The sequence below is a fragment of the Prauserella salsuginis genome, from assembly GCF_024648885.1.
In the GTDB taxonomy this organism is placed as follows: domain Bacteria; phylum Actinomycetota; class Actinomycetes; order Mycobacteriales; family Pseudonocardiaceae; genus Prauserella; species Prauserella salsuginis.
On the sequence record NZ_JANBBF010000008.1, the window covers coordinates 618,851 to 631,399 of the forward strand.

12 protein-coding genes are annotated in these 12,549 nt (G+C 70.1%); 5 read left to right on the forward strand and 7 right to left on the reverse strand.

Annotation, left to right across the window (positions count from 1 at the left end; all coding sequences use genetic code 11):
- Positions 1-44: 44 nt before the first annotated feature.
- Positions 45-1,193: an acyl-CoA dehydrogenase family protein gene (locus LY40_RS04330; RefSeq protein WP_258935993.1), complete on the reverse strand. Its 1,149-nt coding sequence runs from the start codon at positions 1,191-1,193 to the stop codon at positions 45-47.
- A 173-nt stretch (positions 1,194-1,366) separates the two neighbouring features.
- Here LY40_RS04330 and LY40_RS04335 point away from each other — a divergent pair, with 173 nt between their 5' ends.
- The 3 genes from LY40_RS04335 (at position 1,367) to LY40_RS04345 (ending at position 4,279) form a co-directional block, all read left to right on the forward strand.
- Positions 1,367-2,572: a thiolase family protein gene (locus tag LY40_RS04335; RefSeq protein WP_258935994.1), complete on the forward strand. Its 1,206-nt coding sequence runs from the start codon at positions 1,367-1,369 to the stop codon at positions 2,570-2,572.
- Between the two features lie 105 nt (positions 2,573-2,677).
- On the forward strand, positions 2,678-3,436 hold the full coding sequence (locus LY40_RS04340) for an SDR family NAD(P)-dependent oxidoreductase (protein WP_183786338.1): 759 nt from the start codon (positions 2,678-2,680) through the stop codon (positions 3,434-3,436).
- Between the two features lie 60 nt (positions 3,437-3,496).
- A complete protein-coding gene (locus tag LY40_RS04345) occupies positions 3,497-4,279 on the forward strand; it encodes a crotonase/enoyl-CoA hydratase family protein (protein ID WP_258935995.1) in 783 nt (260 codons plus the stop codon).
- Between the two features lie 131 nt (positions 4,280-4,410).
- Here the strand turns inward: LY40_RS04345 and LY40_RS04350 are convergent, their stop codons facing one another.
- From LY40_RS04350 to LY40_RS04375, 6 genes are all read right to left on the reverse strand, one after another.
- A complete protein-coding gene (locus LY40_RS04350; RefSeq protein WP_258935996.1) occupies positions 4,411-5,580 on the reverse strand; it encodes an acyl-CoA dehydrogenase family protein in 1,170 nt (389 codons plus the stop codon).
- 64 nt (positions 5,581-5,644) lie between these two features.
- Positions 5,645-6,139: a MaoC family dehydratase gene (locus LY40_RS04355; RefSeq protein ID WP_372497678.1), complete on the reverse strand. Its 495-nt coding sequence runs from the start codon at positions 6,137-6,139 to the stop codon at positions 5,645-5,647.
- On the reverse strand, positions 6,132-7,061 hold the full coding sequence (locus tag LY40_RS04360; protein ID WP_258935997.1) for an HpcH/HpaI aldolase/citrate lyase family protein: 930 nt from the start codon (positions 7,059-7,061) through the stop codon (positions 6,132-6,134). The genes LY40_RS04355 and LY40_RS04360 overlap by 8 nt, the downstream gene beginning before the upstream one ends.
- A gap of 133 nt (positions 7,062-7,194) precedes the next feature.
- Entirely contained in the window at positions 7,195-8,868 is a 1,674-nt protein-coding gene (locus LY40_RS04365) for an AMP-binding protein (RefSeq protein ID WP_258935998.1), read from the reverse strand.
- Complete coding sequence (locus LY40_RS04370; RefSeq protein ID WP_221213398.1) at positions 8,868-9,683, reverse strand: enoyl-CoA hydratase/isomerase family protein; 816 nt, start codon at positions 9,681-9,683, stop codon at positions 8,868-8,870. The genes LY40_RS04365 and LY40_RS04370 overlap by 1 nt, the downstream gene beginning before the upstream one ends.
- Positions 9,684-9,691: 8 nt before the next feature.
- Positions 9,692-9,889, reverse strand: a complete 198-nt coding sequence (locus LY40_RS04375) for a ferredoxin (RefSeq protein ID WP_258935999.1) — start codon at positions 9,887-9,889, stop codon at positions 9,692-9,694.
- 180 nt (positions 9,890-10,069) lie between these two features.
- Between LY40_RS04375 and LY40_RS26335 the strand changes: the two genes are divergently transcribed.
- On the forward strand, positions 10,070-11,320 hold the full coding sequence (locus tag LY40_RS26335) for a cytochrome P450 (protein WP_183786347.1): 1,251 nt from the start codon (positions 10,070-10,072) through the stop codon (positions 11,318-11,320).
- Positions 11,317-12,465, forward strand: a complete 1,149-nt coding sequence (locus LY40_RS04385) for an NAD(P)/FAD-dependent oxidoreductase (protein WP_258936000.1) — start codon at positions 11,317-11,319, stop codon at positions 12,463-12,465. The genes LY40_RS26335 and LY40_RS04385 overlap by 4 nt, the downstream gene beginning before the upstream one ends.
- Positions 12,466-12,549: the final 84 nt, after the last annotated feature.

The window sequence follows — 12,549 nt, forward strand, 5'->3', positions numbered from 1 at the left end:
GTTCTGCCACCCGCGCTGCTACGCAAGCCTGGCAACAACATTCTTCAGCGGCGTTGGTCGAAGCGGCGGCCGAGCAACTCGGAGACGATGCGGGTGCGCTGCATGGCCGGGGTGCCGCCGGCGATGGCCCAGCCGTGCGAGTCGCGGTGGAGTCGCTCGAGGCCGTACTCCTCGGTGTAGCCGTTGCCGCCGTGCAGTTGCATGCCCAGGTCGGTGACCCGTTTGGCCATCTCGTTGGCGGTGCATTTGGCGAGCGAAACCTTGAACGGGTCGGGCAGGCCGGTTCCCGCGCTGTCGGCCGCCTTCTCCAGCAGGGCGCGCGCCGCTTCGACCTGGAGCACCATGTCGGCCAGGTTGGTCTGCACGCTCTGGAACTCGACGAGCGGTTTGCCGAACTGTTCGCGTTCCTGCACGTAGGCCACCGTCCGGTCGAGGGCGGCCTGGGCGACGGCGAGGCTCATGGTGGTGTTGCCGAGCCGTTCGATGGAGAAGACGCCGAACAGCTTGCCGAAGCCGCCCGCGGGCACCACGACGTCCTCGGCGGGCGCGACGACGTCGTCGAAGATGACGTCGGCCGAGGGGATGCCGCGGAAACCCATGAGCTTCTCCTGGGCGCCGAAGCTCAGGCCCGGAGCGGTCTTCTCGACGACGATGCCGCCGATGCCCTTCGACCCGGGCGCGTCGGACAACCGGGCATAGGTCAGGTACAGGTCGGCCTCGCCGCCGTTGGAGATCCACCGTTTGGTGCCGTTGATGACGTAGGCGTCGTCGACGGGCTTGGCGGCGGTGCGCATGTCGGTGGCGGCCGACCCGGCGTCCGGTTCGGAGATCGCGACCGCCATCGTCTTCTCGCCCGCGATGATGTCGGGGAGCCAGCGTCTGCGCTGATCCTCGGTGCCGAGGTGGTTGATCACCTGCGCGGGGCCGGTGTTGGACTCGAAGACCTGGAACGCGGCGGGACGGCACACCTTGCCGAGCTCTTCGATGACCGCCAGGGCGTGGCTGATCGGCGCTCCGGACCCACCGAACTCCTCGGGAAGGGCAATGCCCAGGAAGCCCAGTTCGCCGAGGCGTTTGCGCTCCTGGACCGGCAGCGGCCTGCGCTCGGCGTCCAACTCGTCGGCCATCGGGGCGTAGACGTCCACGGCCACCTGCGCGGCGAGCCGGCGGATCTCCCGGATGTCATCGGTCATCGTCGACCTCCTTGGTTGTAATCATTATCCTGGTTTATCCACCGCAGTTGTCAACAGGCGACCGGATGACACCGCCCCGACCGCCGGGAAGTTCGCACACTCCCGACGTCCGAGCCGGCATCGTCGACGGCGAACATGGACTTAGACATGCATATCATGATAAGTAATTACCCATGATTCCAGCGCGGCAAGTCAGCGACGTCGTCCTCGTCGACGCGGTCCGCACCCCGATGGGCAAGGGCAAACCCGGCGGTGCACTCGCCGGGGTGCACCCCGTCGACCTGCTGGCTCAGACGCTGACCGGGCTCCTCGACCGCACCGGCGTCGACCCGACGACCGTGGACGACGTCCTCATCGGCTGCGTCTCGCAGGTGGGCGAGCAGTCCGCCACTCCCGGCCGCATGGCCTGGCTCGCCGCTGGCCTTCCCGAACACGTCCCCGCCACCACGATCGACCGCAAATGCGGATCCGGCCAGCAGGCCGTGCACTTCGCGGCCCAGGCGATCATGGCCGGCTCCTACGACATCGCCATTGCGGGCGGTGTGGAATCGATGAGCCGTGTCCGCATGGGATCGGCGCGGCTCGATGCCGACCCGTACGGCGACGGCGTCGCCGAGCGCTACTCCCCCGGCCTGGTCTCCCAGGGCGTCGCCGCCGAACTGGTCGCCGCCCGGTGGAAGCTCGACCGCGCCGAACTCGACGAGTACTCGGCCCGCTCACACCATCGGGCGGCGGCCGCGCGCGAGGCGGGCGCCTTCGCGCGCGAGATAGTCCCGGTCACCACACCCGACGGCACCGTCACCGAGGACGAGACGATCCGGCCCGGCAGTTCGGCCGAGAAACTCGGCGGTCTCGAACCGGCGTTCCGAACCGAGGCGACGAGCGCCCGATTCCCCGACATCGGCTGGCACATCACGCCGGGCAACTCGTCGCAGATCACCGACGGCGCGAGCGCGCTGCTGCTGATGAGCGCCGAGAAATGCGCGCAATTGGGACTCACCCCGCGGGCCCGCATCCGCGCGATGCACGCCTGCGGCGACGATCCGCTGCTCATGCTCACCGCCCCGATCCCGGCCACCCACCGCATCCTCGAGCGCTCCGGCATGGCACTGGCCGACATCGGTCACGTCGAACTCAACGAGGCGTTCGCCCCGGTCCCGCTGGCCTGGTTGCGCGAGTTCGGCGACGAGGGCGCCGACGAGGCACGGCTCAACCCGCGCGGCGGCGCGATCGCGCTCGGGCATCCGCTCGGCGCCTCCGGCGCCCGGCTGATGACGACGATGCTGTCCGCACTCGACGACGGCGGCCACCGCTACGGCCTCCAGCTCATGTGCGAGGCCGGCGGCATGGCCAACGCCACCATCCTCGAACGACTCTGACACCCGAACGACTCTGAGACTTCCCCACGCCGCGGCTTTCTCACGCCACAGCTTTCCGAACGCCGCAGCTTCCCGCAGCTCCCGCACGCGACAAGGAGAATCACCGTGGACCTCACCGACAGCTCCGTCGTCGTCACCGGCGGCGCCTCCGGCCTCGGCCTGGCCAGTGCGACCCGGCTGGCCGACCGTGGTGCCCACGTGGTGGTGCTGGACCTGCCGTCCTCCGAGGGTGCGGCCGTGGCCGACAAGCTCGGCGGCACGTTCGCGCCCGCCGACGTGACCGACGCCGACCAGGTGGAATCGGCCGTCGACACGGCCGTCGCGGCGGCCCCGTTGCGGGCGGTCGTGCACTGCGCCGGGCGCGGCGGTGCGCTGCGGTTGGTCGACCGCGACGGCAATCCCGGGTCGATGGACATGTTCGACACCGTCGTGAAGACCAATCTCTACGGCACATTCAACGTGCTGCGGTTCGCCGCCGCACGGATGGCGCGCAACGAGCCGGTCGAAGGCGAGCGCGGGGTGTGCGTGTTGACCGCGTCCGTCGCGGCCTACGAGGGCCAGATCGGCCAGCTGCCGTACGCCTCGTCGAAGGCGGGCATCGTCGGCATGACCCTCGTCGCGGCGCGGGACCTGGCCTCCAAGCAGATCCGCGTCACCACGATCGCCCCGGGCCTGTTCGACACGCCGATCCTCGCGCGCCTGCCCGAGGAGGTGCGCGACTCGCTGGGCAGGACCATCCCGAATCCCAGCAGGCTCGGCATCCCGGGCGAGTACGCTCAGCTGGCGGAACAGATCATCGACAATCCGATGCTGAACGGCGAGACGATCCGACTCGACGGTGCCATCCGCATGGCACCGCGCTGATCAACCCAACGCCGATCAACCCAACGCCGACCAGCCAGCGCCGACCTCGTGGAGCGTGCAGTGACCGATTCCGTGACCGACGACCCCGAGCTCCAGGTGAGCGAGCGCGGGCGCGTGCTCGTGCTGACGATGAACCGGCCGAAGGCGAAAAACGCCGTGTCGCTGGCCATGGCGCGGCAGATCGCGGAGGCCGTCGACGAACTCGACCGCAGGCCCGACTTGTCGGTCGGCGTCATCACCGGTGCGGGTGGCACGTTCTCCGCGGGCATGGACCTGAAAGGGTTCGCCCGCGGCGAGATCCCCGTCGTCGAAGGCCGCGGGTTCGCCGGGCTGGTGCAGCAACCGCCGACGAAGCCGCTCATCGCCGCGGTCGAAGGCTACGCGCTGGGCGGCGGGTTCGAGATAGTGCTCGCGTGCGATCTCGTCGTCGCCGCGGGCGGGGCGTCGTTCGGGCTGCCCGAGGTCAAGCGCGGCCTCACCGCCGGCGCGGGCGGATTGCTGCGACTGCAGGAGCGCATCCCGTACCACCTCGCGATGGAACTCGTGTTCACCGGACGGACGTGGCCGGCCGCCGACGCCGCGGACGCCCGGCTGGTCAACAGGCTGACCGGCGACGGCGAGGCGCTCGACGGCGCGTTGGAACTGGCCGACACGATCGCCGAGAACGCCCCGCTGGCGCTGGCCGCGTCCAAGCAGGTGCTCGTCCGCTCCGCCGACTGGCCGCTCGACGAGAAGTTCAGCAAGCAGAACGAGTTTCTGGATCCGGTGCGGAAGTCGGCCGACGCCCAGGAGGGCGCGGCCGCTTTCGCCGAGAAGCGCAAGCCGGTGTGGCGGGGTGAATGACCACCCCGGATCGCTAACCACGCCGCCGTCCGGACACCGCACGTAACAGGGCCGCCGATCCACTGTGGATCGGCGGCCCCTCCGTCTGCCGTCCCCACCCGCCGGCACGACGACCCGGCGGGTGGGGCGTCTCAGTAACTGCGGGGCAGTCCCAGCACGTGCTCGGCGACGTAGTTGAGCACCATCTCCTGGCTGATCGGCGCGATCCGCATCAACCGCGCCTCCCGGAAGTAGCGCTCCACGTGGTATTCCTGGGCGAAGCCGTACCCGCCGTGGACGCTGATGGCCACGTCGGCGGCGTTGAATCCCGCCTCGGCGGCCAGATACTTGGCCTCGTTGGCCTCCTTGCCGCACGGGATGTCGTTGTCGATCATCCACGCGGCCTGTTTACACATCAGGTCGGCCGCGTCGAGCTTGATCTTCGCCTCGGCGAGCTGCCCCGAGATGAGCTGGTTCCTGCCGATGGGACGGCCGAACACGACGCGCTCGCCCGCGTAGTCGCACGCGCGCGCCAGCGCGGCCCTGCCCAGGCCGATCGCCGCGTTGGCCGAGAGCACGCGCTCCGCGTTCAGCCCGGCCAGGATGGCCGTGAAGCCCTCACCGACCTCGCCGATGACGTCCCCGTCGGCCACGAACAGGTCGTCGATGAACAGCTCGTTGGTGTCGACGGCGTTGCGGCCGAGTTTGGGGATCGGCTTGATGTCCACGTGGTCGCGGTCGACCTCGGCGAACATCAGCGTCAGCCCCCGCCTGCGACCCGCACCCTCCTCGCGCGGCGAGGTGCGGCAGAGCAGCATCATCCGCTCGGCCTCCTGGGCCTTGGTGATCCACACCTTCTTGCCCGACACCCGGAAGCCGCCGTCGACCTTGCGCGCCGTGGTCGACAGGTTCAGCGTGTCGGTCCCGGCGTCCGGTTCGGTGACCGCGAACGAGGTGTGCAGGTCGCCGTCGACCAGCCGCGGCAGGAACCGCTTCTTGAGCTCCTCACTGCCGTGACGGATGAGCGGCTCGAAGCCGAAGATGCCGATGTGGACACTGCTGCACCCGTTCATCCCGGCGCCGGATGCGGAGATCTCCTGTTCGACGATCGCCGCCTCGGTCACGCCGAGCCCGCCGCCGCCGTACTCCTCGGGCACGGTCAGTCCGAGCCAGCCGCCGGCCACGACAGCCCGGTAGAACTCCCACGGGAACTCGTGCGACCGGTCGTGGGCCGCCCAGTACTCGTCGCCGAAGCGGCCGCACATCTGCCGCACCGCCTGGCGGATGTCCTCGTGCGTCTCGTCGTAGCCGAATCCCATCATGGCCTCCTGAGCCGGCAGCCGCGGTCACCGATACCGCGATCGTGGAAAGTCCGAAGTGGACGATTCATGCCTCCGCCGGGCGTTTCATCATCATGCCGGCACGTTCGCACAGGCAGACGATCTCGTCGCGCTGGTTGATGCCACGGTGCTCGAACCAGACGATGCCCGCGTCAGGTCGCGACTTCGACTCACGCTTGCGCAGGATCGTGCTGCTCGCGTGGATCGTGTCGCCGTGGAACACCGGGTTCGGGAACTCGACCTTCTCGTAGCCGAGGTTGCCCAGCGTGGTGCCGTAGGTCAGGTCGTACACGATCATCCCGCCGACCAGCGCCATGGTGAACAGGCTGTTCACCAGGCGATGCCCGTGGATCGTGGTCTTGGCGAACTCCTCGTCCAGATGCAACGGCTGCGGATTCATGGTCAGCGAGGTGAACATGACGTTGTCCATCTCGGTCACCGTGCGCGTCATCGGGTGGTCGTAGACCTCCCCTTCGACGAGCTCCTCGAAGTACAGGCCCGGCATGGTCGGCTCCTTGCGAGTGAGTAGCTGCTCACGCACGGCCGGTCACGCGGCGGGCGTGGGCGAGCCACTCCCGCGCCGTGTCGGCGTGCGCCTTGTCGATGTGGATGCCGCGGTAACGCACGGCGCCGTCACCCCGCGCGGAGGCCTCCTCGAAGGCGGCGACGAGGCCTTCGCGGAACTCGATCTCCTCCGGGGTCGGTGAGAACACCTCGTTGATCGTCGACACGTGCGAGGGGTGGATCGCGATCTGACCGCGGAACCCGAGCTGCAGTCCGTAGTCGGCGAACGCCTTCAGGCCGTCCAGGTCGGACAGGTCCTCCCACAGTCCGGTCAGTGCGTGCAGACCGTACTCGCGGCAGGCCAGCAGTATCCGGCTCCGCAGGTACAGCGTCTCGGTGCCCTCCCGGCTCCACCGGTAGCCCACAGCGCGGGCGATGTCGGCGTGCTCGGCCGTCGGCCCGATCATCGCACCCACCCGCGGCGAGGCACCCGCGATCTCCCGGCAGTTCTGGATCGCCTCGACCATCTCGACCGGCACGATCAGCTCGAGTGCCGAGCCCGCCGCGGCACCGTTGCTCGGCTCCAGACCGTCACGGAGCTCGAGAATGTTGCGGAGCTCGAACCAGTCGACGAGCGTCTCCCACCGGAGCACGTCGTCACGATCACGCACCTTGGGTACGAACAGCCCGGTCAGCCCCGGGCACACCGCGGCTTCGAGGTCGGTGCCCGCCAGCCCGGTGTCCAGGGCGTTCGGCCGTACGAACAGCCCGACCTCGTGCCCCGCCTCCCGCGCGCGACCGACCGTATCGGCGACAAGGCCGCGGGCCTCGGCCTTGCGGTCGGCAGGCACGGAGTCCTCGAGGTCGAGCACGACCGCGTCCGCGCCGCTGGCGATCGCCTTCGTGACCCACTCAGGCTTGTGCGCGGGCACGAACAGCACGGATCGATAGGGGTGCATCGGACGGCTCCTCGCAGGTCGGTGCTCTCGCGGGTCGGTGTCGGTGGGCCGATGCCGAGCGTCGGTACCCGGTGTGTCGGTGCCCAGTGCGTTGGTGCCCGGCGTGTCGGTTTCGGGGGCGCGGCTGCGTCGCTCAGGGCACCGATGCTGCACCGGCGGGCGCCGCGGCGGGCAGGGCAACGCGGTCGAGGGTGTCCGGCGTGATGCCCAGTTCGCGCAGCTTCGCCTTCTGCACCCGCTGGCTCGGCGTCTTCGGCAGCTCGTCGACGAACCGCAGGAACCGCGGCACGGCGAAGGCCGGCACCTTGCCGGCGCACCAGCGCCACATCTCCTCGGCGCTCACCGGGCCCTCGGCGATGAGATAGGCCATGACCTCGTCCTCGCCCGCCTCGGCGTCGGCGGGCACGGCGATGACGGCGCATTCGAGCACCGCGGGATGACTCAGCAACGCCGTCTCCACCTCGTACGAGCTGATGTTCTCCCCGCGGCGGCGCAGGGCGTCCTTGAACCGGTCGACGAAGTAGAACCACCCGTCGACGTCCCGCTTGAGCGCGTCGCCGGTGTGGAACCACAGGTTCCGCCAGGCCTCGACGGTGCGGTCGGGCATGTTGAAGTAGCCCATGCTGCAGATCCACGGCACCCGCGGGCGCACCACGAGCTCGCCGACCTCGCCGACGCCGACCTCCTCGTCGGTGTCCGGGTCGACCAGACGCACGTCGAACCAGTCGTCGGCGGCCAGGCCCGCGGCACCGGCCGGGCGGTCCTCGCCGTAGGGCGAGAGGATCGGCGCCGAGGTCTCGGTCAGCCCGAACACCTCGACGAACGCCTCGATGCCGTAGCGCGACCGGAACTCCTCGACCAGCGAGGCCGCGGTCGGTGCGGCGAACACGCAGCGGAGCACGTTGTCGGCGTCGTCGGGTCGCGGCGGCTGTTTGGACAGGAAGTCCATCATCACGCCGATGAAGTTGGTGACCGTCGCCCGGCTCTCGCGGATCTGGGCGATCCAGTTGCTGGCGCTGAACCGCGAGCGCACCACCGCCCGCGCCCCGGCCACGAGCGCCGGATACACGGCCATGAACTGGGCGTTGCCGTGGAACAGGGGCGTGACCGTCATCCAGGCGTCGTCGGCGGTGAGGCGGGTCAGCGACACGCATTCGTCGCCGAAGAAGTACATCTGGCCGTGCGGCATCGCGACGCCCTTCGACGGCCCAGTGGTGCCGGACGTGAAGAACACCGACGCGAGGTCTCCCGGTGCGACCTCGGGCAGGTCGGCCGTGCCGCCGTCTTCGAGGGCCTCCCAGGGCTCGGCCTCCCAGCCCGCACCGCGCAACGTCGCGAGCGCGGCGTCACGGGAGCCGGTGTCGATGACGTAGAACCGGGTGATGTCGGCCGCGGCCTCGGCGACGGCGGCGAACCGCTCGGCGTGCACGTCGTCGATGACCGCGATGCGCGCTGCGACGGTCCGCACCTGGTGGGCGAGGAAGTCGTGCTCGTAGGCGGTGTTGATCGGCACCTCGACCAGGCCGGCGACCGCGGTGCCCAGCCAGGTGCGCACGAACCGCGACGAGTTCGCCGCCATGATCACCACGCGGTCGCCCGGCACGGTGCCCGCGGTGAGCAGCGCCCGGCCGATCCGCTCGGCGGCGGCGAGCGTGTCGGCGTAGGTCCAGGTGGCCGCTTCCTCAGGAGTGTCGAGGAAGACCCGGTCCGGCGTGGCCTCCGCCCAGTGCCGCAGCACCGTCGGCAGGGCCCACTGCGCGCGATCCGGGAACGTCGGGCGCAGCTCCGTGTAGTACCGCCGTGTCATCACGACCTCCGTGTTCCGGTCCCCGGGGGTGGGAACTCCGGGCGCCGTTTCTCGATGAACGCCCGCGCGCCCTCCCGCATGTCGTCACTGCCGACGGCCTGCGTGAGCATGGCGAGGCCGCTGGACATCGAGTCCTGGCCGGTGTTCCACCACAGGTTCGAGCTGACCTTGCTGATCTCCAGATACAGCGGGCTGAGGGCCTTCAGCTCATCGATCCACGCGCCGACGCGGTCTTCGAGGGCGGCGACCTGGTCACCGCCATCCGGGACGTCGACCACCTCGTTGATCAGCCCCATCGCCAGGGCCTGCTGCGCGCTGTAGCGGCGGCACAGCAGCGTGAGCTCCTTGGCCTTCTTCTCGCCGATCTGCACCGCCATGTGGTTGGTCGCGCCGAGCACCGGCGCCGACCCCACTCGCGGACCGGTCTGGCCGAACGTGGCTCGCGGGGTCGCGATCGCGAGGTCGCAGGCCACGACCAGTTCGTTGCCGCCACCGGCGGCCGCACCGTCGACCGCGGCGAACACCGGCCGGGGGCAGTCGCGCACGGCCTGCAGCATGCGCGCCGATGTGTGGAACAGCGTGCGCAGCAGGTCCGGGTCGGGATCGTCGAGCTGGTCGAGTGCGCCGCCCGCGCAGAAACTGCCGCCCGAGCCGGTGATGACCACGGCGTGGAGTTTCGTCGCCCGCCCGAGCGCCTCGATGACCGTGTGCGCCATGTCGATGTCGTAGGCGTTGCGCCGATCGGGGCGGTTGAGCCGGATCCACAGGGCTCCGTCGTGTTCGCGCACCTCGACGCCGTGGGTGCCGTCTGCCATCGGCGCGCTCATTCGTCGGTGACCGACAGGGCGAGCTCCGGGCACGCCTCGGCGCCGCGGACGGCGTCGTCCTCGAGCCCCGGTGGCACATCCGGCGTACGCACGACGACGTGCCCGTCCTCGTCGGACAGGTCGAAGACGTCGGGTGCGGTCATGTTGCACAGACCGTGTCCCTGACACCGGTTCTCGTCAGCTCGGACCTTCATGACTGTCCTCCGTGCGACGCTGCTTCGGGAACGGGCCGGGGCAACGCGGCCCCGGGTGAGCGCTCCGGCGCACTCACGTTGTTCACATATAACCATTATCAGAGAACTACCGAAAGGTCGAGCCTTGACTGGGGCAGTCATATAACTATTATCAGAGAAAGCCCAAAGGAGGGATGCGCCGTGACCGAGCAGGCTCGTAGTCCGATCGCCGCGTTCGACCACCACTCCGAAGAGCACGCGGCCGACCCGGTCGGCACCTACCGCAGGCTCCGCGCCGAGCATCCGGTCGCGTGGACCGAGGCGCACGGCGGATACTGGGTGCTCGGCGACTACGCCAGCGTCTTCGAAGCCTCGCGCGACGACGATCTGTTCTCCTCGGCGCGGCACGAATCCGGCGGTGAGGGCCTGGCGATCGTCATCCCGAAGGCTCCCACCGCCTTCCACATCCCGATCGAGCTCGACCCTCCGACGTTCCGCGGCTACCGCAAGATCGTGAACAAGGTGACAGCGCCCGCCGCCGTGAAGAAGCTCGATCCCGTCATCGACCGGTTCGTCACCGGGTTCATCGACGAGATCATCGAGAGCGGCGAGGCCGATCTCGCCTTCGTGGCGGGCGTGCCGGCCGCGGTGACCGTCGACTGGCTCGGGCTGGACGCCTCGGAGTACAAGCGCTATGTCGACGCGATGCACACGCTCGTGTCGGCGGCGCCGGGCTCCGCGGAGTACAACCACGCCCGCGACGTCGCCGTGCCGTGGGTCGAGAAGACGGTCCGCGCCCACATCGCGAAGCGGCGCGAGAACCCGACCGACGACGCCACGAGCGAGTTCATCCTCGCCGAGATCGACGGCAGAGCGATGTCGGACGACGAGATCTACTCCATCCTCGAACTCCTCATCTCCGGCGGTGTCGGCACGACCGCGTCGCTGGTGACGCAGTCGCTGGTGTGGCTGTACGAGAACCCGGACCAACGGCAGCGGCTGGTCGACGACCCGAGCCTGCTCGACGTCGCGGTGGAGGAGTTCCTCCGGGTGTTCTCACCGACGCAGGCGCTTGCGCGCACGGTCACGCGCGACGCCGAGTTCCAGGGCGTCCACATCCGCGGCGGCGATCGCGCACTGCTCAGCTGGGCGTCGGCCAACCGCGACCCGGAGCAGTTCGACGACCCGGACACGATCGACATCACCCGCTGGCCCAACCGCCACATGGCGTTCGGCCTGGGGGTTCACCGCTGCGCCGGATCACACCTCGGGCGGGCGATGGCGCGCGCGATGATCAGCCAGGTCCTGGAGCGGATGCCGGACTACGAGGTGGACCTCGACGGTCTCGTCACCTATCCGGACCAGGGCACGAACGCGGGGTTCCACTCGATTCCGTGCCGGTTCACGCCCGGCGAGCGGCGCGGCGAACCGCTGTTCGGTTCGGGCCGATGACCAGGTTCGTCGTCGCCGGTGCCGGCCTCGCGGCCGCCCGCGCCTGCGCGACGCTGCGCCGCAAGGGCTTCGACGGCGAGCTCGTCGTGCTGGGCGCGGAGCACCACGCCCCCTACGACCGGCCTCCACTGTCGAAGGCCGTGCTCAGGGGCGACCGCGACGACGCGCCGCTGCCGTTCGACGTCGACACGCTCGGCGTGCGGTTCCGGGCGGGCGTGACCGCCACCGGGCTGAACGTTACCGAGCGCGTGGTACGCACCGACGACGGCGACGAACCGTTCGACGGCCTGCTGCTGGCCACGGGCGCCGAACCGGTCCGCCTGCCCGGATCCGGCGAGCAACTGACCGTGCGCACGCTCGACGACGCGTACACCCTGCGTTCCCGACTCCGCCCCGGTGCACGGGTCGTGGTCATCGGGGCGAGCTGGATCGGCGCCGAGGTGGCCACGGCCGCTCTCGCCGCGGGCTGCCGGGTGACGTGCCTCGAAGCGGGACCCGCCCCGCTGTCGGCCGCACTGGGCGGCGAGGTCGGTGCCCTGTTCACGCCCTGGTGGTCCGACGTCGACCTGCGGCTCGACACGAAGGTCGCCTCGGTCGACCCCGGTGGGGTGCAGCTGGCCGACGGCGCGGTCGTGACCGCCGACGTGGTCGTCACCGGCGTCGGCGTGCGGCCCGCGACCGGTTGGCTCGCCGGATCGGGGCTCGAGATCGGAAACGGCGTACACGTCGACGAGTACCTCCGCACCTCGGCGCCGGGCGTGTTCGCCGTCGGCGACCTCGCCGCCCGCTGGTCTCCGCGGCTGGGCGCGCGGCTACGGGTCGAACACTGGGACGAGGCGGGTGCCGCCGCGACGGTCGCCGCCCAGGTCCTGCTGGCCTGCGCCGCGGGCACGCCCGAGGCAGATCTGCCGGTGCACGATCCCGTGCCGTACTTCTGGTCCGACCAGTTCGGCCGCAAAATCCAGCACGTCGGCCGGCACGGTCCTGCGGACCGCGCCGAGGTCGACACGAGCGACACGGCGAGGCCGGCGGTCCGCTGGTACTCCCCCGACGGCGGGCTCACCGCGTGGCTCGGCGTGGACCGGGTGAAGGAGCTCGTCCCAGCCAGGAAACAGATCGCCGACACTCTGGTCGCCCTGTCCTGACCCCGCGCACGTCCCCGCTCAAACACGCGTGTCCTGCGCTCGGCACCGCGTGTCCTGCGCTCGGCACCGCGTGTCCTGCGCCCG